We start from the raw sequence: 23346 nt of genomic DNA, 5'->3' as shown, positions 1-23346 counted from the left end.
TCCTCCGGCCTCCTTCCCGCCTTCCCCGGGCCGCCGTCGCGGCCACCGTTCCCTTTTCACCTCCTCAGACCGTGTTGCACTACCAGATCGATCGGGTCGAGCACCAGGTCGCCGACGACCGTTCCCAGACGGGCGTCTTCCTGATCGGCCCCCTGGACCGGGGTCAGGCGACCACCCTCGGCAACGCCCTGCGGCGCGTGCTGATCGGTGGGCTCGAGGGAAGCGCCATCACGGCGGTGCGTCTCTCCGGGGTCAACCACGAGTACGCCACTGTTCCTGGTGTGCGCGAGGACGTGCTCGACATCCTGCTGAACTGCAAGTCGGTGCCGGTCAACAGCCGCAGCCGCGACCTGGAGATCGGCCGCCTGATGGTGAACGGCCCGGCCAGGGTCACCGCCTCGGATCTGCAGTTCTCTCCCCAGGTGCAGGTGATCGACGGCGACCGGGAGATCGCCACCGTGGCCGAGGGCCACAGCCTGGAGATGGAGGTTCACGTCGAGCGCGGCGTGGGCTACCGGCCGGTGGATCGCCACAACGAGGACACCTCCGCCATCGATCTTCTGCAGATCGATGCGGTGTTCATGCCCGTCCGCCGTGTCAACTACACCGTCGATGAGACGGCGGTCGGCGAGGGCGGTTCGGCCCACGAGCGCCTGCGCATCGAGATCGAGACCAACGGCAGCGTCACCCCCGACGACGCCATGGCCCAGGCCGCCAACCAGCTGATCAGCCTGTTCCAGCCCCTGGCCACCCTCACCATGACCGAGGAGCCCGGCCTGGAACCCGAGCCTTCGGCCGAGGCCCAGATTCCCCTGGAGGAGCTCAACCTCTCCGTCCGCGCCTACAACTGCCTCAAGCGCGCCCAGGTCAACTCCGTCTCCGACCTCATGGGCTTCAGCTACGAAGACCTGCTGGAGATCAAGAACTTCGGTTCCAAGTCTGCCGACGAGGTGATCGAGGCTCTCGAGAGGATCGGCATCTCCCTGCCCCAGAGCCGCACCAGCGGCTGAAAGGCGGTTTCCCCTTCCCCGTTTCGCCACCCGCCCCGTCCCCACCATGCGACACCAGTGCCGAGTCCCCCTGCTGGGACGCCCCGCCGACCAACGCAAGGCCATGCTGCGTGGTCTCACCACCCAGCTCATCCGTGAAGGCCGCGTCACCACCACCAAGGCCCGTGCCAAGGCGCTGCGTGACGAAGCCGAGCGCATGATCACCCTGGCCAAGGACGGCACCCTCGCCGCCCGCCGCCGCGCCATCGGCTACATCTACGACAAGCAGCTGGTGCACGCCCTGTTCGACAAGGCCCAGGACCGCTACGGCGATCGCCAGGGTGGCTACACCCGCATCATCCGCACGGTGCGCCGCCGTGGCGACAACGCCGAGATGGCCATCATCGAGCTGGTCTGAAAAGGATCGCCCTCTCGCTGCAGTACGACGGAGCCGCCTTCCACGGCTGGCAGCGGCAGGCCCATCACCTCAGCGTCCAGGAAACCCTGGAGGCCGCCATCGAGGTCCTCGACCCGCACCGGCCCGTCCGGGCGGTGGCGGCGGGCCGCACCGACACCGGCGTCCATGCCGCCGCCCAGGTGGTGCACTTCGATGCTGTTGGCCCCATCCCCGTGACCCGCTGGGCCAAGGCCCTCAACGGCCGCCTGCCGCCCACGGTCCGGGTGCGGGCCGCCGCCGAGGTGCCTGGCGACTGGCACGCCTGCTTCAGCGCCACCTACCGGCGCTACCGCTACACGATCCACAACGGCCGCACCCCCAACCTCTTCCTGGCCCCCTGGACCTGGCACCGCTACCAGTGGCGTCTGGATGAGGCCCTGATGGCCCGGTGCCTCGAGGCCCTCCTGGGCGAGCACGATTTCTCCGCCTTCCAGCGGGCCGGCAGCCGCCGCGCCCATGCCCGCACCACCCTCCAGGAGGTGCGCGTGGAACGCCACGGCGATCTGCTGGTCACCGAGGTGCAGGCCAGCGGCTTCCTCTACGGCATGGTGCGCCTGCTGATGGGCCAGCTGGTGGCGGTGGGGGAGGGCCGCCTGGCGGCTTCGGAGTTTCTGCATCGCTGGCGCAGCGGCGCCCGCCACGCCGTGAAGGAGGCCGCACCGCCCCAGGGGCTCTGCCTGCTGCGGGTGGGCTACCCGGAGCCGGTGTTCCCTGAGGCTGCCTGGTATGATTGTCAACCGCGATTTCTGTTGGAATCGCGCGATCCTCCCGCCGATCCCTTCGGCGACGATCCGATCGGTTGAGTGCCCTGCAGGGAGCCCCGTCCGGTGGCCCCAGGCAGCTGGTGCCTCTCCGAATTCGCCGGATCCGGCGACACGGTAGGGTCGAATCTTCCTGTCCCGACCCATCCGGCTGCGATGGGCTCACCCCAAACCGGCCCGCCGGCGCGATGAACAAGACAACCCCACCCTCCATCGATTCGCTCGAGCGCCAGTGGTATCTGGTCGACGCAGCGGACCAGACCCTCGGCCGTCTCGCCAGTGAAGTGGCGCAGGTGCTGCGCGGCAAGAACAAGCCCACCTTCACGCCCCACCTCGACACGGGTGACTTCGTGGTGGTGATCAACGCCGACAAGGTGCGCGTCAGCGGCAACAAGGCCACCCAGAAGATCTACCGGCGCCACTCCGGTCGTCCCGGCGGCATGAAGACCGAAACCTTCGAGCACCTGCAGGCCCGCCTGCCGGAGCGGATCATCGAGAAGGCGATCAAGGGCATGCTTCCCCACAACGCCCTGGGCCGCCAGCTGTTCCGCAAGCTGAAGGTCTACAAGGGTGCCGAGCATCCCCACGCCGCCCAGCAGCCCCAGCCCCTCGCCCTCGATCCCGCCGCCGCCGCCCAATGACCAGCACCTCCAACCGCGTCGTCTACTGGGGCACGGGCCGTCGCAAGACCGCCGTCGCCCGTGTGCGGGTCGTCCCCGGCAGCGGCAGCGTCACCATCAATGGCCGCCCCGGCGACAACTACCTCAACTACAACCCCGTCTATCTGGCGGCGGTGAAGGCTCCCCTGCAGACCCTGGGTCTGGAAGCCCAGTACGACCTCCTGGTCAACGTGCGCGGTGGCGGCCTCACCGGCCAGGCCGATGCCATCAAGCAGGGTGCGGCCCGTGCCCTCTGCGATCTCTCCCCTGACAACCGCAAACCCCTCAAGATCGAAGGCCACCTGAGCCGCGATCCCCGGGCCAAGGAGCGTCGCAAGTACGGCCTCAAGAAAGCCCGCAAGGCTCCCCAGTTCTCCAAGCGCTGATTCCTGTCATGCCGAAAGCCGACATCCATCCCACCTGGTATCCGGACGCCAAGGTGATCTGCAACGGAGAGGTGGTGATGACCACCGGCTCCACCCAGCCCGAGCTCACGGTCGACGTGTGGAGCGGCAACCACCCCTTCTACACGGGCACCCAGAAGATCCTCGACACCGAGGGCCGGGTCGACCGCTTCATGCGCAAGTACGGCATGGGCAGCACCGATTCCGCCTCGGGTGCCAAGAAGGCCGCCAAGGCCACCGAAGCCGCCCCCACCCCGGCCGAAGAGCCGGCCGCCTCCGAAGCCTGACGCGTCTCTCGGCCTGACGCGTCCCTCGGACCCCCGGATCGCGCAACGGTCCGGTTCTGCCTTGGCCGGGTGCCTGACGCACCCGGCCCTTTTTATTGCCGGTGCCGCCCCATGGATTCCGAGCTGCTGCAATCCCGGCTGGACACCGCCTGCCGCACCTTCCAGACACTGGAGCGCCAGCTGGCGGATCCGGCGGTGGCCTCCGATCCGGCCCGGCTGCAGGCGATCGCCCGGGAACGGGCGCGGCTGGAGCCCCTGGTCAACGACTACCAGCGGCTGCGCAAGCTGGAGCAGGAACGGGAGGAGGCCCGCGCCCTGCTGCGGGCCCACCGCGACGACCCCGCCGGCGAGGAACTGGCGGCCCTGGCCACGGAGGAGCTGGTCAGCCTCGAGGGCCTGATCAACGCCCTCAACGACCGCCTCACCCTGAGCCTGCTGCCCTCGGATCCCCGTGACGAGCGCAGCGTGATGCTGGAGATCCGCGCCGGTGCCGGCGGTGATGAGGCCAGCCTCTGGGCGGGGGACCTGGCCCGCATGTACGAGCGCTACGCCCAGGGCCAGGGCTGGCAGGTGCAGCCGGTGAGCGCCTCGGAGGCCGATCTGGGGGGCTACAAGGAGCTGATCCTCGCCATCCGCGGTGAAGCGGTCTACAGCCGGCTCAAGTTCGAGGCGGGCGTGCATCGTGTCCAGCGGGTCCCGGCCACCGAATCCCAGGGGCGGGTGCACACCTCCACCGCCACCGTGGCGGTGATGCCCGAAGCCGACCCGGTGGAGGTGCAGATCGATCCAGGGGATCTGGAGATCAGCACGGCCCGCTCCGGCGGCGCCGGGGGCCAGAACGTCAACAAGGTGGAGACGGCGGTCGACCTGCTGCACAAGCCCACCGGCATCCGGGTGTTCTGTACCCAGGAGCGCTCCCAGCTGCAGAACCGGGAGCGGGCCATGGAGATCCTGCGGGCCAAGCTCTACGAGCGCCAGCTGGCGGAAGCCAACGCCGCTGAGCGTTCCGTGCGCCGCGCCCAGGTGGGCAGCGGCGACCGCAGCGAGAAGATCCGCACCTACAACGCCAAGGACAACCGGGTGACCGATCACCGCCTGGGGCGGAACTTCTCCCTTGAGCCCGTGCTGGCCGGCCAGATCGAGGACCTGATCGGCGCCTGCATCGCCGAGGAGCAGCGCCAGGGTCTGGAGGCCCTCGCCCTCGAAGCCACCGGGACCGGCGGCTGAGGGGGCGGATGGGGCCGGTGACGACGGGAGTCGGGTCAGGCGCCGATGACGTACTTGGCCCACTCCTGGTGCTGGCCGGAGCGGATGCGGCGGTTGGCCTCGAAGCTCAGGCTGCCGAGGGGCCGGCGGGGCTCCCGGGCCAGGGGCATCCCCGCCTCCCGCGGGGTGCGGTTGCCCTTGCGCACGTTGCAGGGCAGGCAGGCGGTGGTGACGTTCTCCCAGACATCGGTGCCGCCCCTGCTGCGGGGCACCACATGGTCGATGGAGAGCTGCTCACCGCTGTAGCCGCAGTACTGGCAGGCGTGGCCGTCGCGATGGAAGACATTGCGGCGGGTGAGGGGGAGGGGCTTGTAGGGCACCCGCACGAACTGGCGCAGCCGGATCACCGTGGGCAGGAAATGGTCCGGACGGATCGTCCGCTCGGGGTCGTGCTCGAGACCCTCGGCCTTCCCCTTGAGCAGCATCACCATGGCGCGCCGCCAGGTGGTGATGTTCAGCGGTTCGTAGGACGCATTCAGAACGAGTACGTGGCCCATTCCCGTCCGCTGGTTACGCGGCATGCTAACGGGATTCCCATGATTTCCATGGTTCACCCCCTGCGGCGGCGCCCATGACCAGCTCTTCGCTCGCCAACGCCAGTGCGACGGAGGAGACCCAGCCGTCGCGGCAGCGGGCCTGGGTGGAGGTGAACACCGCGGCCATCCAGGCCAACGTGCGGGCCCTGCGGCGCCACATCGGCCCGGCCACCCAGCTGATGGCGGTGGTCAAGGCCGACGCCTACGGCCACGGAGCCCTGGCGGTGGCCCGGGCCTCCCTGGAGGCGGGGGCGGCCTGTTTCGGGGTCGCCACCCTGGCCGAAGGGCTGCAGCTGCGCCGCGCCGGCATCTCCGCTCCGGTGCTGGTGCTCGGCAACCTCACCCAGCCCGAGGAGCTGCGCAGCTGCCTGCGCTGGCAGCTGATGCCCACCCTCAGCAGCATGCGGGAAGCCCTGCTCTGCCAGAACCTGGCCAGCGGCAGCGGCCGCCCGATGACCGTGCAGCTGAAGCTGGACACCGGCATGGCCCGCCTCGGCGCCGACTGGCAGGAGGGCCCCAGGCTGGTGGCGGCCCTGCAGGGCATGGAGGCCCTCGAGCTGGCGGGCCTCTACTCCCATCTGGCCTGCGCCGATGCCGCTCCCGGGGAGGACGACGGCCTCAACGCGCTGCAGCAGCAACGCTTCGAGACCGTCCTCACCAGCCTGGCCGAACAGGGCCTGGCGGCCGGTTGCCGTCACCTCGCCAATTCGGCGGCCACCCTGCGGGGGCACGGGCAGCATTTCGACCTGGTCCGGGTGGGGCTGGCCCTCTACGGCCAGCCTCCGGCGGCCCACCTGGCCGGCGTGGTGCCCCTGCGGCCAGCCCTGCAGATTCACGCCCGCGTCACCCTGCTGCGCCAGGTGGGGGCGGGGGTCGGCGTCAGCTACGGCCACCGCTACCGCACCAGCCGGCCCAGCCGGCTGGCGGTGGTGTCGATCGGCTACGCCGACGGCGTGCCCCGCCAGCTCTCCAACCGCATGGACGTCCTCTTCGAGGGCCGGCGCCTGCCCCAGGTGGGCGCCATCACCATGGACCAGCTGGTGATCGACGCCACCGACGCCCCCGGCATCGAGGTGGGCAGCATGGTCACCCTGCTGGGCGAGCAGGAGGGGGAGACGATCAGCCCCCTCGACTGGAGCGAGCGCTGCGGCACCATCCCCTGGGAGATCCTCTGCGGCTTCAAGCACCGCCTGCCGCGTCTGGCCGTGCCCCCGGACCCGGGGGCGCCCCTGCCGCCGGGGCCCGAGTCCGAGCCCTGATAAGCTCGCTGGGCCACTGGAGAGGTGGCTGAGTGGTTGAAAGCGGCTCCCTGCTAAGGAGTTACAGGAGGCAACTTCTGTCGAGGGTTCGAATCCCTCCCTCTCCGTTCCAGGCCCTTCCATGGGCCGACCCCAGGGCCCTTCCATGGGCCCGACCCCCAGGCCCTTCCCGGGCCCCCGTCGCCAGGTCCGCTCAGAGCCTGGCAACACCGCTCCAGCCCAGATAGGCGGCGAACAGAAAGCACAGACCGCCATTGATCCCGCCCTGGTGGGCCAGGGTCCAGTGGCAGAGCTGCTCGAGCCGGGCCCGACCCCAGGCCCCGGTGAGCACCAGGACCACCGGCGGCAGCAGCGAAGGCGCCAGGGTGACCAGGCTCACCAGCAGCACCAGGGCGGCCAGGGGGCCCGCCGCCAGGCCGGAACGGGCCAGGTCCTGCAGCGCCGGCAGGTAGAGCACCAGGGAGGTGAGGTTGCCGGCCATCAGGGCGATCCCCAGCCCGAAGGATCGACCCAGCGACTGGCCCCCCGGGGCGGTGGAGGCCGTTGGGCCCTCACGATGCAGGGCCCGGGCGCCGATGGCGAGCAGCACGGCGGCCAGGACCAGCCGGACGCCGGCGGACACCGGATCGGCGCCGGCGGCGGCGCGCGAGGGCAGGGAGCCCCCCGAGCCCAGCCCCACCAGCGCCCAGCCCACCACCACAACGGCGTTGCCGGCGACGTAGGCCCAGCTCTGGCGCACGCCGGACCCCGGAGCGGTGAGGATGCGCATCTGTCCCACCAGCAGCATCGGGCTCACCGCCGCCCCGAGGGCGAGGGGAACCACATCGAGGGGCGGGGACGTCACTGGGGCGGGGCAGTCAGCGGGGCAGGGTCAGGCGTCCAGCAGGGCGGCGGCGATGGCCGGCAGCAGGGTCTCGTCGGCGGCCCGCACCCGTCCCTCACTGAAGACCACCAGCAGCATCGGCGCCCTCCCGTCCACCTCCACATAGGCGGCGTCATGGCGCGCCTGGCTCATCCAGCCGGCCTTGCTCCACAGCCGGGACCCCTCGGGCAGGCCCGCCCCGAGGAAGCCATCCACCTGGTTCTCGGGGTCGGCGGCCCTGGCCTGGGGGTCGAGGGAGCGGTGCAGCAGCGCCGCCATGCGGCGACAGGCCGGGGGCGAGACCGCCGCGCCGGCCATCACGGCGTGCAGCAGGCGGGCCGTGACATCGGTGCTGAGGCGGTTGCGGTTCTCCAGCTCGGCGCCGTAGAAGTCCCGTTCGCGGCCGTAGGGGCCCTCCGCCCAGGTCTTCTGGCAGGCGTTCACCCCCGCCACCTCGCTCCAGCCGAGGCGGCCCAGCCAGTCGTTGACCACCTGGCGCTGGCGGCACCAGGCGGCATGGCGCTCCGGCGGCAGGGACGGACCACTGGTGGTGCCGCTGAGCAGATCCACCACCAGGCTGGTGGCATCGTTGCCCGAATCGCGCACCATGTCGGCGAGGGCCCGGCGCAGCTCCGGTCCGTCCTCGATCAGCTGGCGCTGCAGCCAGGCTTCGGCCGCCACCAGATAGACCAGCTTCACGACGCTGGCGGGATAGCGGGGCGTCGGACCCGCCCAGGAGGCGCCGGCCACCGGCCGGCCCCAGAACTCCTCCTGGCCCAGGCCCTCGGCCGCGCCCACCAGGGAATCGCCGTAGCGGAGCCAGGTGACGGAGATCTGCTCCCCCAGCCCCGGACGCCCCTCCTCCTCCAGTCGGCCGATCAGCTGGCGGAGGGCCTCGCCCATGGCCGGATCCGGGCTGTAGAACGCCATCAGCGGCGGCACCTTGCGATGGCGACCTTAGGCACCCTGCCGGCGCCGGGCCGTGTCTGGACCCTGACCCGGCCGCTGCCGGCCTACAGCCGGCCCGAGGGCCCGGGGCTGGCCACCGAGATCCACGCCGGCCGGAGCCTGAGGGTGCTGGGGGCGGCCCCGGCCGCCGCCGCCGCCGAGACCCGCCTGCGGGTCCGCCTGCACGAGGACGGCTACCCCTGCTGGGTGGAGGCGGTGGCCCTGGCGAGCCACGGGCACCAGGTGGCGGCGCCACCGCCACTCCCCCGCCTCGATCGCGACCGGATCGCCGCCCGCCTGGAGGCGGTGCTCGCCTTCGCCGAGGCCGCCCGACACCGCCCCAACCGCTACCTCTGGGGGGGCACCCTGGGGCCCGATTTCGATTGCTCGGGGCTGGTGCAGGCCGCCTTCGCCCAGGCCGGCATCTGGCTGCCCCGCGATGCCTACCTGCAGGAGCGCTTCTGCCGCCCGGTGGCCGTGGCCAGCGGCGTCACCAGCCTGCTGCTGCCGGGCGACCTGATCTTCTTCGGCACCCGGCGGCGCTGCACCCACGTGGCCCTGCACCTGGGCGGGGGCCGCTATCTGCACAGCTCCGGGCGCCAGCACGGCCGCGACGGCATCGGCATCGACGACCTGAACCCCCGCAACCGGGATCCGGTGGCGTGCCACTACCGCGCCGAACTGCGGGGCGCGGGGCGGGTGATGCACAGCCACGACGGCAGCCCCCTGCCGCCCTGAGGTAAGTTCAGGCGACGAGCCCTGGGGAACGGTCATGGCGGGGGCAGCCCTGGCCCACAGTCCGGAACTCTCCGTTCCCGAGCTTTCCCCCGAACTCTCCGTTGTCGTCCCCCTCTACAACGAGGAGGAGAGCCTTCCCCATCTGGTGGAGAAGCTGCTGGCGGCCCTGCGGCCGCTGGGTCGCACCTTCGAGCTGGTCCTGGTGGATGACGGCTCGAAGGACGGCACCCCGGCGGTCCTGCGGGATCTGGCCGGCCGGGTGCCCGAGCTGGTGGCGGTGCTGCTGCGGCGCAACTACGGGCAGACGGCCGCCATGGCCGCCGGCTTCGATGCCAGCGGTGGCGGGGTGATCGTCACCCTCGACGGCGACCTCCAGAACGATCCCGCCGACATCCCGATGCTCCTGGCCCGGCTGGAGCAGGACGAGCTGGACCTGGTGAGCGGCTGGCGGCACCAGCGCCAGGACGGGGCCCTGGACCGGCTGCTGCCCTCCCTGCTGGCCAACCGCCTGATCGCCCGGGTCACCGGGGTGCGACTGCACGACTACGGCTGCTCCCTGAAGGCCTACCGGCGCGAGGTGGTCAGCGACATGAACCTCTACGGGGAACTGCACCGCTTTCTGCCGGCCCTGGCCTTCATCGAAGGGGCCCGGATCGGTGAGGTGAGGGTGTCCCACCAGGCCCGCCGCTATGGCCGCAGCAAGTACGGCATTGATCGCACCTTCCGGGTGCTGATGGACCTGCTGACGGTCTGGTTCATGAAGCGGTTCCTGACCCGGCCGATGCACGTGTTCGGGTTCGCCGGCCTCCTGGCCCTGCTGTCCGGGCTGGCCATCGCCGCCTGGCTGGTGGGCGAAAAGCTGCTGCTGGGGGCCGACATCGGCAACAGACCCCTGCTGCTGATGGCGGTGCTCGCGATCCTCAGCGGCGTGCAGCTGTTCAGCTTCGGGCTGCTGGCGGAACTGCAGATGCGCACCTATCACGAAAGCCAGGGCCGGCCGATCTACCGGGTGCGGGCGACCCTGCGCGGGGGCGGGTGAGCAGGGCGGCTGGGCGCGGCGGCTGAACTTTTATGTCACCCCCGCTCGCCTGAGAAGCCAGGCAGGAAGGGGTCCTTACAGTACCGGCGGTTCCTATTGGCCCAAGCCATGACTGGTGAATTTGCCGTTGCCTGGATGCCGTCCGTGATGGTTCCCCTGGTGGGAATCCTCGGCGCGGCGGTGGCCATGGCCCTGCTGTTCAACGTGATCGAGGCGACCGACTGACGCCGGCTCCGGCCCCAGCGTCATTCGCCTCCTGATCCGACGACCCCCGATCCGCCGACCCCCCGATCCGCTTCCCATGACCGTGACCCCCGTGGCCGACCCGACCGTCGGCAATCTGGCCACCCCCGTCAACAGCAGCTACTTCACCAAGGCCTTCCTGAACGCCCTGCCGGCCTACCGCCCGTCCCTCTCGCCCAACCGTCGCGGTCTCGAGGTGGGCATGGCCCACGGCTACCTGCTCTACGGCCCCTTCGCCTACACCGGCCCCCTGCGCGCCACTGAGTTCGCCAGCACCGCCGGCCTGCTTGCCGCCATCGGCCTGGTGTCGATCCTCACCATCTGCCTGTCGATCTACGGCACCGCCGGCAGCGGTCCCAACGTCCAGCCCCCCGACGCCACCATCGACAACCCCCCGGCCGACCTGTTCACCAAAGCCGGCTGGGCGGAATTCGCCAGCGGTTTCTGGCTGGGTGGCTGCGGCGGCGCCGCCTTCGCCTGGTTCCTGTGCAGCACCGCCATCCAATCGCCCCTGGCCAACATCGCCGGTGGCGTCTGGAGCGTCGGCTGAGTTCCGCGATGGTCAGCCATCCCCGGGTCAACCCTGGGATGGTCCTCCAACCCTGTCCTTCAAGCCCTGCCTCGGCAGGGCTTTTTCATTGTCCAGCTCCTAAGAGCGATCGCCGTGGCTGCCCCCGCTCGATCTGGCTGCCGCCCAGTGCCGTGCCCTCAACCGAAGGGCATCAGTGGTGACTGGATGAGGCGCTCGCTGAACACGGCCAGGTTCAGCACGAGGGTCAGCAACGAACAGATCAGAAACGTGATCTTCAGGGACCGTGGCGCCTGGGGGGCTCCGGCGGCCGCCGCGGACAGCACCACCAGCGGAATGAAGACCACAGCGAGATAGCGAGGACTGATGAATCGCAACAGCAGCGGTGGCGTCAGGGCAAGGAAAGCCGCCGCACCCAGAAACCTCAGGCTCAGCCGGGTGGCGGCAGGGAAGACCCCAAGGCGCAACGCCCGAAAAAAGGGAATCAGCATCAATCCCATCGTCTGCAACACGGAAACCACACCGAAGCCGCCAGCCACCAAGACAAAATCAAGATACTTCTTGGGATAGAGGAGCATCACCTCACTCACGGTGCGAGCCCCCGGGAACACCGAACGCATCACATCCTGCCAATTCGCGGAGTTGGCAGCCAGCGATTCGGAGCCAGAAGAAAACTGATGGGGGCTGAACATGAACACATAGGACGAGGCAAAGGTTCGCAGGCCCTTGACCGTCCTGACCATGTCCATCCCATAGAGCCTGAAACCGGGAGCCATCAGCAACACCAGCCAGAAGGCCATCCCCAGCGGGACCTGCCAACGCATCCGGTTCTCACGGAAATCCCACCAATACCAGACAGCACCCACCCCCAGGGAGCAGAGGAGCAACTGGATCTTGGAGAGCCCAAACAGGACCAGGAGGCCAGAGGACACCAGCCGTGGCCATCCCAAGCGCACGGACAGCATGAACAAGGCGAAGAATGCCGCCGCGATGATGTCACTGGAAGGCTCAGCAAACTGAAGGCCGGAACTGGCAATGACGGAGAAGGCCAGAGCCTGGAAGATCCAGTGACGAATGAACAGCCGACAAAGGGAGAATGATGATCCCAGAAACAGCAGAGTGGTGATGCACTTGGCGTGCCAATTGAGTGTCTCCGGAGCTGGAGAGACAACCAACTTGTAGAGGCCGATCAGCAGGCTGGCAGACACCCCACCGGACCACTTGAAGCGGGGATATTGAAAAACCCAGCCCGTCGGCAGTCGTTCAAGGCGCAGATCTGCCCTCGTCACAAAGGACTGGTCCATGGGCCATTCGGACACCAGACCGCTCTGACTCAGGATCCCGGCAAACGAGACGACGATGGCAATGACAAGCAGTAATGGCAGGCAACTCTTCTTGAACAAGCCCGGAAGATCCTGGGACTTTATTTGCATTTCCAGCCGGCAACCGCAAGAGCGTAGCAGGCAAAAATGCAGCCATCCACACCCTGCAGCGATGGACTCAGACCAGCTGGTTGAAGTTGAAGCCGATCACGTGGTCATCGAAATCGCGGTCACCACCACCGAATGTGTCCTCCAGGCCGAACAGGTTGGTGCCCAATGTCCGGAAGTGGCTGATGCCGTCGGCATTGGCTCCGGCATAGGCAAAGAAGCTGCGTCCCCTCACCTGGGCAAAGGGTGCCAGGAAGGAGGATTCCGTGATGGTGACCGAAGCGGCGCTGGACTGGTTATCGCCCACCCGCAGCCCCTGGAGTTCGGTGACGAGGTTGTCGGCGCGCAGGGCAGCCTCGCGATAGCGGGCCTCCCCGGGGCGCACAAGGTTGCCAGCGGCATCGCGCACGGTGCCATGGGCATCGAGGGCGCGGTAGAAGCCGGTGACGGCATCGAAGTCGGCTTCGCGGCTGAGCACCACGGTGCCTTGGACCCCCTGGACGGCGGAGAAGGCGGTGAAATCCAGGACCGGGGCCAGGCCCTGCTCCTGACCGATCAGCGCATCGAGCCCCTGGTCGCTGTCGAGCAGATCGAGGGCGAGGCGCACGCCGCTGGCGGAGGCGAAACCCACCGAACGTTCGGAGCCGGCAGGGGCGGCGGGGCTGAAGAAACGCAGACGCGTGTCGCCGGCACTGGCGAGGTCGGCGAGGCTGGCGTCGACCACCTCGAAGAAGCGCACCGACTGGCCGTTGACCAGCAGGATCTCGCGATCGAACGTGGTGCCCGCCGCCAGGGTGACGTCGCTGCTCTCCAGGGTGGAGAACAGGGTCTGGGCGCGGGAGCGGATGGCCGCCAGATCCGCCAGAAGGGTGTCGGCGCTGGCCAGCTCGCTGGCCTCGAGCACCACATAGCCGATCTGGTTGGAGCTGGCCGGCCGGCCTGACAGGGTGGCCCGCAGCACCAGGCTGGCCGCCGCGTTGCCTTTGGACGGATCCGCCACCGTGAGGGTGAGCGGATCGACGCGCCGGAAGACAGGCGCCAGATCCACCGTCCCGACCGTCACCGACTGCAGGATCTCGCCATCCGCCGCCGGCCCCTGATCACCGGGGCCGCCATCGGCCAGGGAGAGGTGCAGAAACTCCGCGGCCCCATCGGCATCGAGGTCATAGAAACGGGCACCGCCGCCCTGGCGCGGGTCGTAGGTCAGCGGTGTGGTGACGCCGGTGTCTGGGTCGGTGGAGACGGCGACCCAGCGGCTGGACGGGGTGTCGGCGAAAGGGGCCCCGACCGTCAGCGCAGCCAGCTCGAAGCTGACCGTCGCCCGCTCCAGCCCCGGGTCCAGATCAATGCCGAAATCAACCGAACTTTCCCCGAGAACGACACCGGGGGCCGTCACCAACGCGGCATGGCTGGGATCCTGGGAATCGACCAGGGAGCTGGTCGGAACCACCTGGAAAGGCCGATCGGCCTGGACGGTGCCGCCGGTGATATTGACGGGAATCGCTTCGGCATCACCTCCGGGCGTGATGACCACCACGACCGGGTTGCCCGGCTCGGAAGGCGGGACCGCACCGATCGTCAGCGCCGGCGAGAAGGGCGTGATCGCCGTTCCATCGAAGAAGCCCAGCCGCAGGTTCAGGCCGGCCAGGTCGGCGGGGCCGAAGCCGGCGGGGGCCGTGAGGCTGAGGGTCGTACGGTCGGCTCGGATCCAGTCGGGGCCCTCGAGGACCACCAGCTGCAGGCTGTCGCCATCGGCATCGAGGCCGGAGGGCCCCAGGTTCTGAAGCACCTGGACACCGGGAATCACAGTGAGGCTTGGAGGGGTCGATGGGGTGGCCAGGTCCGGCGCCGCATTGGCCTGGATGCCGGCCGCGGCCAGGGCCTGCCTGATCTGGCCCCAGCTGCCCTGGAGCTGCTGGCCATCGATGAAGGCCGTATCCCGGCCCACTTCGAAGTCGCTGATCCGCAGGGGCGCGGCCATCGCCACGGCGGCGGAGCGGTCGATCAGGAACTGATCCGCCTCGCGGTCCGCCAGGGCTGTGGCGGGCGCCAGCCCAGGCAGGCGGGCGGGGTCGATCAGACGGCCGCCGATGACCACATCCCTGGCCTGGCCCAGGAAGAACTGATCAGCGCCCCCGCCGCCCACCAGGACGTTGCCGCCCAGGCTTTCGGTGTTGAAGAACTGGTCGCTGCCGCCCCGGCCCTCGATGCGGGAGCCCACACCGACATAGACGCTGTCCGGCGCATCGGAGCCGATCACCGTCACGTTGGCGAGCTGGATGCCCTGCTCGGGGACGGCCCCGTAGGCGGCCGGGTCCAGCAGCAGGACGTTGCCGCTGCTGTCCACCGCGGCGCCGAACACCAGATCGAGTTCCTTCCAGCCGGCCTGCCAGAGGATCGGGCCACCCCGTTCGGGAGCCACCGTCAGGCTGAGATCGGCCGAACCGGTCACCGTCTCGATGGCCCAGGCCGGTTGGTTGGTGAGCGGGTCGGTGCCGGAGAGCAGGTGGAAGGCGCCGTCGACCTTGTCAGTGGTGACGGTGAGATCGAGGAAGCCGCGCCGGTTCACATCGGCGTAGGCCAGTCCCTTGATGTAGCCCATGAACAGACCGTCGAGACCATCGACGGCGGGGTAGTTCGCCCGGATGTAGGCATCGGCGCCGGGGAGATACTTTTCCAAGCCCGGCGAGGTGACCCCGGGGGTGGCGAACTCCAGGCCGGCCAGGCTGCCGGCGGGGCGGGTGCCCGCGGTCATCGTGTCGAGCACGCCGGCCCAGGCGTTGTGGGTGTCGCCGGCCAGGCTGATCAACCGTTTGCCCAGGGCCAGGGCGGTCTGCAGGATCGTTTCCCGCTCCACCCCGTAGCCATCCCAGGCGTCGAGGTTGTAGGGGATCTTGCCGGCCTCGGCGAACAGGGCTTGCTCCGCCGGGCTCAGCTGGTTGAAGGGGGTCCCGGTGGCGAGTTTCTGCAGGGGGGCGGCGTACTTGTCGAGCAGGGCGGGGTTGCCGGCATCCAGCAGCAGCTCCGCCGGCACCGCCATCGACTGCATCAGCACCTGCTGGCCCAGCACCTGCCAGGCGGCGCTGGAGCCCGCCATCCGTTGCTGCAGCCAGGCCATCTGGCTGTCGCCGAGGAGATCACGGCCGGGGTCGCCCCAGGCCTGCTGCACGGTGGCCAGCACCAGTTCCTGGGTGACGAGGGGAGCCAGGCCAGCCGCAAAACCCGGGACCGCCGCGGGGGAGGCCGGCGGGGTGAGGCCCAGCCGGTTCGCATAGGCCACCACCTGGGCAGGGTCGGCGAGGATCGCGCCGATGCGGGCCTGCACCGCGGCGGCATCGGGGTAGTCCAGCTGCCGGTCGCGGGCGGTGAGACGGGTTTCGAGGATGTGCAGGGCCAGCACATCGCCGAAATCGAAGGAGCGGTACCCCTGGGTGAGCGGCGTGAGGGCGTTGGCGCCGTCCTCGGGCTGCCGCAGACCGGGTTCCCGGATCGGCAGCCACTCGTGGTAAGCCTTCAGGGCTGCATCACGCCGGCTGATCCAGTCGCCCTCGGTGGCGCTCTGGTGGTTCTGGGCGCCCCCGGCCCAGCTGTCGTTAGCGGTCTCGTGGTCGTCCCAGATGGCGATCAGCGGCGCCGAAGCCCGCAGCGCCTGGAGATTGGCATCGGTGTGGTACTGGGCATAGCGGAGCCGGTAGTCGTCGAGGCTGACGATCTCCCGGTTGGGCAGGAAGCCGCGGTCGCCGGCGGCGTCCTCCGCCTCACCGAAGCCCCCGGGGCCGTACTCGTAGATGTAATCACCCACATGGACCAGGGCGTCGTAGGGATTCACCGCATGGACGGCGGCGGCCCGGCCATAGGCGAGGAATTCCTCAGCGGCGGTGAAGTTGGCGCAGGAGAAGACGGCCAGCCGCACCGGGCCGCTACCCACCGGCAGGGTCTTGGTCTGCCCCACCATCGACTCCGCGCCGCCGGCACGGAAGCGGTAGTGGTACACGGTGTCGGCGCTGAGGCCGTCGGCCTCCACCTTCACGGTCCAGTCGCGGGCGGCACTGGTGGTGAACACACCGCTGTCAACGATCGAGCCGGGCTCGAAGCCGGCGCTGCGGGACACCTCCCACTCCACATCCACCAGGCCCGCAAAACTCCCGGGCGGCGTGATCCGGGTCCAGAGGATCACCGAATCGGCGTAGGGGTCGCCGGAGGCGACACCGTGGGAGAAGGCGAGTCCGGCAGGGAGCGCCCGGCCCAGATCCAGGTCCAGCACCAGGGGATCGTGGTCGGAGGTGCGGTAAGGGTCGGGCGCGAAGAAGTCGCGGGACGCCGCATTGCCGTTGCTGTTGGTGTCGAGGTTGTAGTCGCGGAAGGCGCCTTCGGCGGCGTTGATGCCCCAGTCGGTCGCGGCCACCGCCTGGCGCACCAGCGAGGGGGAGATCAGCATGTGATCGAGGGCCCCGCTCATGTCGACCGGGTTGAAGAAGGCGTAGCTCGAGGGGGGTTCGGCCGTGAAGGTGGGCAGGGCGTTGCGGAAGCCCGCCGCCTCCAGCCCCCGGATCGGGTCCTCCTTGGCGTAGGCATTGATGTCGCCCAGCACCACCCAGTCGCTGTCGCCGGTGCCGGTGGGGTCGGTGCCGATCCACCGGAGCAGCTCGGCGGCCGCCGCGGTGCGGGTGGCATTGAAGGCCGACTGACCATCCCGCTGGTCGAGATCAGGGCCGGTGGCACCGCCGCTGCCCTTCGACTTGAGGTGGTTGACGGCCACATTCAGCACCTCGCCGCTGGCCAGTTCCCGGAAGCCCTGGGCCAGGGCCGGGCGGTTGAGCGGGCTGCCGGTGGCGAGGGGGTCGGTGAAGCCGGCGCTGTCCAGCACCCGGGCCGGGCCGGTGGGGGCCACCGTCCGGCTGTCGTAGATCAGCCCCACCTTGATGGCATCGCTGCCGATCAGGCCGGTGGGCACGAAGCTGTACAGGCGCGCCGAGCCACTGGGCTGGGCGGCGTTGAGGCGGGCCACGATCGCGGCCAGGGTGGCGTCGTCGGCATCGTTCTCCAGCTCCATCAGGCCGATCACATCGGCACCCAGGCCGACGAGGGCGGCGCTGAGCTTGGTGAGCTGGCGCTCCAGTTCCTGGACCGTGTTGGCCCCGCGGGGGGCCAGACCGGTGTCCGTGAGGGCGCCGCCGGCGTTGAGGGTGGTGAAGGTGTTCAGCACGTTGAAGCTGGCCAGACGCAGCTGGCCCGCCCCGGCCGGCGCCGGTGCCGGCGGGCGGGGATTGCCGCTCTCGAAGCTGAGGGGCGCCGTGGGCTGCAGCCGGTACTTGCCGAAGTCGAACCCGAGCACCCCTTCCACATCGGTGATGGTGTCGCCGCGGCGCAGCAGCTGGTCACGCACCGGCGCCGCCGGGGTGGCGGCCGCCGCCGGCCGGTAGGCGCTGTTGCTGCCGTCGTCGAGCACCAGCTCGCGCAGGGCCGTGGCCTGCTCGGCGGCAAAGGCCTCCGGCCCCGGCTCCATCACGTTGGTGGGCTGGAGCGGCAGACCACCGGCGCTGAGCTCCACCTCGCCGAAGCGGAACTGGCCGAACAGACCGTTGACGCTGAGGGTTTCCGGGAAGCGCACCCACATGCCCTCGTAGGGCTCCAGGTCGAGGGCGCTGCTGCGCTGGGCGAGCAGGTCGGGGATGTCGACCCGGCGGGTGTCGCCCAAGCGGCCCTGCCCTTCCACCGTCAGGGCACTGACGGCGGTGATCGCCGTCTGGCCGAAACGCTCAGCCGCCGTGCCGGTGAGCCGCACCCGGTCACCGATCACCACATCCACGTTGGCGCCCGTCAGGGGGTAGGCCACATAGAGCCCCTCGGAGGTCAGGGCACTGCTGTCCCAGTCGGCGGTCTCCTCCTGCAGGAAAAAGCCGCCCAGCTCGCCGGTGGCCTGGAAATCACCCACCACCACGGCGCGGAGGGTGACGCTCTGGGCCAGGAGGGGACTGCTGGTGCCGCTGCCCTGCACCGCCGAGATCCGGCTGATGCGGTCGTTGTCGGCGATGGAGACGGTGGCGCTGCCCGCCGCCGCGGCAACCGTGTGGCCGGCCGGTGCGGCCAGCTCGATGCGCAGGGTCTCGGGGCCCTCATCGAGGGCGTCATCGAGCACGGCGATCGCCAGATCAACGCTGGCCGCGCCCGCCGGGATCAGCACCGAAGCCGGCAGGGGGCTGGCGAGGTCGCCGGCCCCGGCCAGCCCGACGCCCGCGGCCAGGCTGATGGGCACCGTCAGGGCCGCCAGGGTGGAGCCACTGCGGCTGATGCGCAGGCTGGCCCCATCGCCGGATTCGCTCGCCACCGCGTCGATGGCCTGGATCGACACCTCGGGCAGCGCCGGTGGCGTCGCCGCCGACAGGCTCAGATCGTCGATGGCCAGGCCGTGGTCGTTGCCGGGATCGTTGATCTCCGCCCAGCGCAGCCAGAGGGTGGCATCGGCCGCCCAGGGGCTGGCCGAGAGGTCGAGGCTGCCTCCCACGCCAGCCACCCGGCCGGCGCTGTTGCCATCCACGGCACCGGCCGTGCTGCCGGTCAGCGGCGAGCTCCAGTTGAAGCCGCCGCCTGGCGTGGTCCACTGGCTCACCTGCGCAAAGCTGGCGCCGAAACCCCACTGCAACTCCATTGTGTGGGCCGCGGTGTTGCCGCCGTTGCGCCACTGCTCGCCGCTGAAGGAGAGATCGAGGCTGGCGATCGCCGCCCCGGTGGTGTTGGTGAGGGCCAGGGCGAACCAGCCGGCCACCGAACCGCTGGCGGGTGAGCCGAAGAAGGCACCGCCGGAGCCGAGGCTCCCCAGGGCGCGGTCGCCGCTGCCCGTCGCTCCGTAGCTCAGGACGGCGCCGGCATTGCCGCTGCCGCTGTCGGCGGTGTAGGTGGCCAGGGCGACGGGGGCGGCCGCCGGCTGGCGGAACAGGTGCCACCCCGGCAGCGTCACGTCGTTCACCCAGGCGTTCCCGGATCCGGAGGCGGCCAGGGCATCGAAGCTCTGGCTGTACAGGCCTGTGAAGAGGGCTGGCATGGTCCGGGTGGGGGAGGGCGAGGGAGGAAGACGAAGACGCGAGGGGGCCCAGGGGATGGGCCCCCAGGACGTGCTCAGACCAGGGCGAAGTTGGCCTGGTTGTTGAGCGCGGAGGCGCTGATGTTCGTGAAGTGGCCCACGGCCACCCCCGACACACGCAGCAGGGTGTCGGCTCCCACCTGGGAGAAGCCGAGGTCGGCGAAGGCCACGCCCCGCAGGCCCACCGTGTCCACACCGACCGTGAAATCCATCACGAACTGCTTGGCGGCGGGCCGGTCCCCCGGCTCGCTCACCAGCCAGAACTGGTCGGCGCCGGCGCCACCGTTGAGGTGGTTGGTGCCCGCCCCGGCCAGCACGGTGAAGATGTCATTGCCGGCGCCGCCCAGGGCCCGGTTGCCGCTGCTGCCGAGGATGAATTCGTCGTCGCCGGCCATGCCGCTGAGGCGGTTCTGGCCACCGTCGATCGCCCAGATCTGGTCGCTGCCGCTGCCGCCGGTGATCACATCGCGGCTGCCGGCGTACACCACGTCGGCACCGGATCCGGTGAAGATCGTGTTATCGAAGCCGTTGGTGATCGCCACATCGACTTCGTCGTTGCCGGCGCCGGTGAACACGGTGCTGACCCGACCGTCGAAGCCGGGAACCGTGGACTGGCCCGGGAGGGTGGTGTCGTTGCCCTCGGTCCCGACCAGAACCTCACCGCGCTGGGCCAGGACCACCGGATCGATGCCGAACAGGGTCGTGTACATCAGGCCATAGATGCCCGTGTTGTCGACCGTGGAGGGCAGCAGATCGGCGTTCATGCCGTAGGTCTTGGCGACGATGCTGCCCGGGAAGTCCGGCGTCCCGGCCCAGGCGATGCCGAAGTTGCCCATGGGGCCATCCGCGCTGTTGACCGAACCGAAGGCGGTCCAGGGCTGGCCGGGGGCGGCGGTGCTTCCCTCCGGGCCATCGAGAAAGGCCCTGGAGGTGTTGGTGGTGGTGCGGTTCACATTGATGAACGGCACCTCGGGCTGGGTATCGGCGAGGTTGGGGTTGGAGACGTCGAAGTTGCCCGTCGGCCTGACATAAGGCGCGAACTGGAACACCTGCATGCCGCCGGCATCGCTGTCGGCCGCGGTGATCACCAGGGTGTTGGGATCCTTCTGATCCACATAGTTCATGGCCACGCCGATGGCCGCATCCGCGCGCCTGGTCGCCTCAATCGAGCCGATGGCGTTGTTGTTGTTGGCGAAGTTGTCGGTCCCCTCCTCCTCCACCACCACGAAGAAGCCGTCGTCGCTCTTGCCGACGATCTCCAGGGTGGCCGCCAGCATCTCGGCGACCGTGGGGGCCGTGGAGACATACAGGGGCAGGGGAGTGTCCGTGTTCAGGCCAAGGCTCTCCTCCCGTCGATCGTCAAAGGTGTGGTTGGCCGCAAAGATGCCGAGCAGCTTGGTCGCGGGTGTGGCGTTCTGGGCCGCTTCGAGCAGTTGATCCTTGGTGTAGACAACCTGGTAACCGAGAGACCTGGCCAGTTCGATCAGGTTCTGGGTCGGGCGGTCTTCGGCGTCCGGGAAGCGGGCGTCGATCTCGGCGGTGACGTGGAAGCCGAGGGTCCCCTTCGGCAGCAGGTAGACCTCGCCACCGGCCAGGATCACCTGGGTTCCCGAGCGGATCACCTGCTCAGCGATCTCCGCCGTTTTCTCCCTGGCACGAATCGCATTGCCATCCCGGTTGGTGGTGGCGGCGGCGAAGGCGGCCGTACCCGGCTCGCCGATGTGGCCCGACTGGATCAGGGCCGTGGCCTTCCCTGACGCAATGGCCTCTTCGAGGATGGTGTAGCCGAGCTTCCCGGAGGCCGAGCGGATGGGGGTGTTGTCCTCCTCGAGGCCGAAGGATTCGTTGAAGACCTTGGTCCCCGTGGCATGGGTGACGGCGCCGGCGTTGGAGGTGCCGGTCAGCTGGTTCTCCATGTGGCCGAGGTAGACACCGGCCTTGGTCATCTTGTCCCAGTTCAGTCGACCATCCGGGCCCTTGTCGATGTTCCGCAAGGCCATGAAGCTCGAGGGCGTCGAGCCATCGGGATGGATGAAGATCACATTGCCCGTGTTCTGATTCGCCGCCGGAGCCGTCTTGACCTGATCGGGGAGGCGCGACGCGATCTCTGTGTCAAACAGAGTCTCGTACATCAGTTCGTAGATCTTTGTGTTGTCCAGGGTGGCCGGCAGCCGATCGGCGTTGAGGCCATGGGCCTTGGAGACGATCGAACCACTGAAATCCGGCAGGCCCGCCCAGGCGATGCTCAGGCTGAAGCGATCGCCGTTCTGATCAGGAGCCGACAGGAACGGCAGGCTGCCGACGCCGGTGACGCCATCGGTCGGCAGATTGCGTCCCGACGTGCCATCGATCGGATTGTTGGTGATGGAACCCACGGGCCGATCAGAGGCCAGCGGGTCGCGAACCTGCAGGCCCCCCGCATCGCTGTCGGCCGCCGTGATCACCAGCGTGTTGGGATGTCGCTCAACAAAATCGAGGGCGACACCGATGGCCGCATCGGCCCGCCGCAGGGCCTCAAGCGTGCCGGCCGCATTGTTGTTGTTGCCGAAGTTATCCGTGCCTTCTTCTTCCACGATCGTGATCGACCCCTTCACAAAGTCGGGGTGGGCCTCCATGAGGCGCTGCGCCGCCGCCAGCATGTCGGCGATCGCAGGAGCCGTGGGGGAATAGAACGGCAGACCCGCGGCGGCGAGCTGCTCTTCGGCGCGATCGTTGAACGTATGGACGGGGGCAAAGACGCCGAGAACCTTCTGGGGCAGGACGGCGCCACTGATGAGGCTGTTGAGCTGATCCTTGGTATAGACAACGGTGTAGCCAAGGCTCTGGGCCAGCTCGATCAGGTTCTGGCTCGGCCGCAGGCTGGAGCTGGTGCTCAGGGCGTCGTACTGGGCGGCGGTGCCATGGAATCCGGCCACACCGACCGGCAGCAGATTGAGCTCGCCGCCACTGAAGATGAAGTTGACCCCTGACTCGATGACCTGTTTGGCAATCTCAGCCGATTGGGCCCTGGGAACGACGCGCGTTCCATTGGGATTGACGATCTCCTCGGTCTTGGCGACGAAGGCGGCCGTTCCCGGCTCGAAGATGGCTCCGGACTGCACCAGCGCCGTCACCTTGCCGGCCTGGGTGGCCGCCTCAACGATCGTGTTGGTGCTGCCATCCAGGGAGGTGATAGGGAGATTCCCCTGCTCATACCCGAAGGATTCGGCATACACCTTGGCACCGGTCGCATGGGTGACCGCACCACCATTGGAGGTGCCACCCAGCTGGTCCTCCATGTGCCCGAGATAGACACCGGCGGCTTCCATCTTGTCCCAGTTCAGGCGACCATCAGGGCCATGGTCGATGAAGCGGGCAAATCCGAAGTGCGATGGACTTGCACCATCCGGATGGATGAAGATGACGTGATTTCCAGAGGTCGTCATGGCTCTATGAGAGAGGGAGTGAGAAGCGGTGCACCCGTACCTGGAGACGATGTCGGGTATCGCCCGGACGGGAATGACTCAGACAGAAATGAATCAGACAGAAATGACTCAGACGGGAATCGCTCTGACCTGGAAGGCTCAGACCGGCCGTTCACTCAGCCGGACACCTGTATTCTCAAACCATCGGATCGGCCGTGGGGTGATGCGGCCGACACCATCTCTGTAGCCTGGAATGCCTTGTGGAAAGATGTTCTTAACCAGGCAGAAGCTGGCCTAGATGTTGAGAGTCGAAATGCTGATCGTCGTGAAGTGAGCTACGGCCACCTCCGACATGTTCGGCTGGGTGGCCGCTCCCACCAAGGGAAAGCTGTCTGGCGGGGGCCCGGTTGCCCGTGCTGCCGATGATGAAGGCATCATCGGCACGCAGCAACAG

General features: G+C 69.0%; 18 protein-coding genes and 1 tRNA gene. 13 read left to right on the top strand and 6 right to left on the bottom strand.

The genetic code is table 11. The annotated features are described in order from the left end of the window. The first annotated feature begins 71 nt into the window (after positions 1-71). The 7 genes from KUG38_RS08940 (at position 72) to prfA (ending at position 4784) form a co-directional block, all read left to right on the top strand. Positions 72-1010: a DNA-directed RNA polymerase subunit alpha gene (locus KUG38_RS08940; protein WP_094586008.1), complete on the top strand. Its 939-nt coding sequence runs from the start codon at positions 72-74 to the stop codon at positions 1008-1010. A 46-nt stretch (positions 1011-1056) separates the two neighbouring features. Then, positions 1057-1407, top strand: coding sequence for a 50S ribosomal protein L17 (gene rplQ / locus KUG38_RS08935; protein ID WP_015109423.1), 351 nt, complete (start codon positions 1057-1059; stop codon positions 1405-1407). Then, a complete protein-coding gene (gene truA, locus KUG38_RS08930; RefSeq protein WP_216920764.1) occupies positions 1404-2249 on the top strand; it encodes a tRNA pseudouridine(38-40) synthase TruA in 846 nt (281 codons plus the stop codon). The genes rplQ and truA overlap by 4 nt, the downstream gene beginning before the upstream one ends. A 146-nt stretch (positions 2250-2395) precedes the next feature. Beyond that, positions 2396-2848 carry a 50S ribosomal protein L13 gene (gene rplM, locus KUG38_RS08925; protein ID WP_015109425.1) on the top strand — a complete coding sequence of 151 codons (453 nt, stop codon included), beginning with the start codon at positions 2396-2398 and terminating at the stop codon, positions 2846-2848. After that, positions 2845-3252 carry a 30S ribosomal protein S9 gene (rpsI, locus tag KUG38_RS08920; protein ID WP_015109426.1) on the top strand — a complete coding sequence of 136 codons (408 nt, stop codon included), beginning with the start codon at positions 2845-2847 and terminating at the stop codon, positions 3250-3252. Before rplM ends, rpsI begins: the two co-directional genes overlap by 4 nt. An 8-nt stretch (positions 3253-3260) precedes the next feature. Then, positions 3261-3557: a 50S ribosomal protein L31 gene (gene rpmE / locus KUG38_RS08915; protein WP_216920746.1), complete on the top strand. Its 297-nt coding sequence runs from the start codon at positions 3261-3263 to the stop codon at positions 3555-3557. Between the two features lie 111 nt (positions 3558-3668). After that, positions 3669-4784 (top strand): peptide chain release factor 1, encoded by a 1116-nt coding sequence (gene prfA, locus KUG38_RS08910; RefSeq protein ID WP_094586005.1) that lies wholly within the window; start codon positions 3669-3671, stop codon positions 4782-4784. Between the two features lie 35 nt (positions 4785-4819). Here prfA and KUG38_RS08905 read toward each other — a convergent pair whose 3' ends face one another. Further along, the gene (locus KUG38_RS08905) at positions 4820-5320 is read right to left on the bottom strand and encodes an HNH endonuclease (protein ID WP_015109429.1); all 501 of its coding nucleotides are present in this window, start codon (positions 5318-5320) and stop codon (positions 4820-4822) included. Between the two features lie 74 nt (positions 5321-5394). On the opposite strand from KUG38_RS08905, the gene alr reads away from it, so the two are divergent. Further along, the gene (alr, locus tag KUG38_RS08900; RefSeq protein WP_216920744.1) at positions 5395-6618 is read left to right on the top strand and encodes an alanine racemase; all 1224 of its coding nucleotides are present in this window, start codon (positions 5395-5397) and stop codon (positions 6616-6618) included. An 18-nt stretch (positions 6619-6636) separates the two neighbouring features. After that, a tRNA-Ser gene (locus KUG38_RS08895) sits at positions 6637-6725 on the top strand. Between the two features lie 86 nt (positions 6726-6811). Here KUG38_RS08895 and KUG38_RS08890 read toward each other — a convergent pair. Both KUG38_RS08890 and KUG38_RS08885 read right to left on the bottom strand, forming a co-directional pair. Then, positions 6812-7462 (bottom strand): GAP family protein, encoded by a 651-nt coding sequence (locus KUG38_RS08890; RefSeq protein WP_216920742.1) that lies wholly within the window; start codon positions 7460-7462, stop codon positions 6812-6814. Positions 7463-7489: 27 nt separating this feature from the next. Beyond that, positions 7490-8410 carry a serine hydrolase gene (locus KUG38_RS08885; RefSeq protein WP_216920740.1) on the bottom strand — a complete coding sequence of 307 codons (921 nt, stop codon included), beginning with the start codon at positions 8408-8410 and terminating at the stop codon, positions 7490-7492. Positions 8411-8428: 18 nt separating this feature from the next. Between KUG38_RS08885 and KUG38_RS08880 the strand changes: the two genes are divergently transcribed. From KUG38_RS08880 to KUG38_RS08865, 4 genes are all read left to right on the top strand, one after another. Continuing rightward, positions 8429-9166, top strand: a complete 738-nt coding sequence (locus tag KUG38_RS08880; RefSeq protein ID WP_216920738.1) for a C40 family peptidase — start codon at positions 8429-8431, stop codon at positions 9164-9166. A 34-nt stretch (positions 9167-9200) separates the two neighbouring features. Continuing rightward, positions 9201-10205, top strand: a complete 1005-nt coding sequence (locus KUG38_RS08875; RefSeq protein WP_190611501.1) for a glycosyltransferase family 2 protein — start codon at positions 9201-9203, stop codon at positions 10203-10205. Between the two features lie 108 nt (positions 10206-10313). Continuing rightward, complete coding sequence (locus tag KUG38_RS08870; RefSeq protein ID WP_015109434.1) at positions 10314-10430, top strand: photosystem I reaction center subunit VIII; 117 nt, start codon at positions 10314-10316, stop codon at positions 10428-10430. Positions 10431-10506: 76 nt separating this feature from the next. Further along, entirely contained in the window at positions 10507-10998 is a 492-nt protein-coding gene (locus KUG38_RS08865; RefSeq protein ID WP_094585999.1) for a photosystem I reaction center subunit XI, read from the top strand. Positions 10999-11156: 158 nt separating this feature from the next. Here KUG38_RS08865 and KUG38_RS08860 read toward each other — a convergent pair whose 3' ends face one another. The 3 genes from KUG38_RS08860 to KUG38_RS08850 form a co-directional block, all read right to left on the bottom strand. Beyond that, a complete protein-coding gene (locus tag KUG38_RS08860) occupies positions 11157-12380 on the bottom strand; it encodes a hypothetical protein (RefSeq protein ID WP_216920737.1) in 1224 nt (407 codons plus the stop codon). A 97-nt stretch (positions 12381-12477) separates the two neighbouring features. Continuing rightward, entirely contained in the window at positions 12478-19449 is a 6972-nt protein-coding gene (locus KUG38_RS08855; RefSeq protein WP_216920735.1) for an ExeM/NucH family extracellular endonuclease, read from the bottom strand. A gap of 74 nt (positions 19450-19523) precedes the next feature. Further along, entirely contained in the window at positions 19524-22913 is a 3390-nt protein-coding gene (locus KUG38_RS08850) for an alkaline phosphatase (RefSeq protein ID WP_216920733.1), read from the bottom strand. Between the last annotated feature and the right edge of the window lie 433 nt (positions 22914-23346).

It is taken from the genome of Synechococcus sp. CCAP 1479/9, from assembly GCF_019038535.1.
GTDB lineage: Bacteria > Cyanobacteriota > Cyanobacteriia > PCC-6307 > Cyanobiaceae > Cyanobium.
Note: the sequence above shows the minus strand (reverse complement) of the source record. Positions and strands in the feature narration are given on the sequence as shown.

Excerpts from the sequence above, each read along its gene's own strand:
- rplQ (WP_015109423.1), top strand. The coding sequence starts at position 1,057 with ATGCGACACCAGTGCCGAGTCCCCCTGCTGGGACGCCCCGCCGACCAA.
- rplM (WP_015109425.1), top strand. The coding sequence starts at position 2,396 with ATGAACAAGACAACCCCACCCTCCATCGATTCGCTCGAGCGCCAGTGG.
- rpsI (WP_015109426.1), top strand. The coding sequence starts at position 2,845 with ATGACCAGCACCTCCAACCGCGTCGTCTACTGGGGCACGGGCCGTCGC.
- rpmE (WP_216920746.1), top strand. The coding sequence starts at position 3,261 with ATGCCGAAAGCCGACATCCATCCCACCTGGTATCCGGACGCCAAGGTG.
- prfA (WP_094586005.1), top strand. The coding sequence starts at position 3,669 with ATGGATTCCGAGCTGCTGCAATCCCGGCTGGACACCGCCTGCCGCACC.
- KUG38_RS08905 (WP_015109429.1), bottom strand. The coding sequence starts at position 5,320 with ATGGGCCACGTACTCGTTCTGAATGCGTCCTACGAACCGCTGAACATC.
- alr (WP_216920744.1), top strand. The coding sequence starts at position 5,395 with ATGACCAGCTCTTCGCTCGCCAACGCCAGTGCGACGGAGGAGACCCAG.
- KUG38_RS08885 (WP_216920740.1), bottom strand. The coding sequence starts at position 8,410 with ATGGCGTTCTACAGCCCGGATCCGGCCATGGGCGAGGCCCTCCGCCAG.
- KUG38_RS08880 (WP_216920738.1), top strand. The coding sequence starts at position 8,429 with ATGGCGACCTTAGGCACCCTGCCGGCGCCGGGCCGTGTCTGGACCCTG.
- KUG38_RS08875 (WP_190611501.1), top strand. The coding sequence starts at position 9,201 with ATGGCGGGGGCAGCCCTGGCCCACAGTCCGGAACTCTCCGTTCCCGAG.
- KUG38_RS08870 (WP_015109434.1), top strand. The coding sequence starts at position 10,314 with ATGACTGGTGAATTTGCCGTTGCCTGGATGCCGTCCGTGATGGTTCCC.
- KUG38_RS08865 (WP_094585999.1), top strand. The coding sequence starts at position 10,507 with ATGACCGTGACCCCCGTGGCCGACCCGACCGTCGGCAATCTGGCCACC.
- KUG38_RS08855 (WP_216920735.1), bottom strand. The coding sequence starts at position 19,449 with ATGCCAGCCCTCTTCACAGGCCTGTACAGCCAGAGCTTCGATGCCCTG.
- KUG38_RS08850 (WP_216920733.1), bottom strand. The coding sequence starts at position 22,913 with ATGACGACCTCTGGAAATCACGTCATCTTCATCCATCCGGATGGTGCA.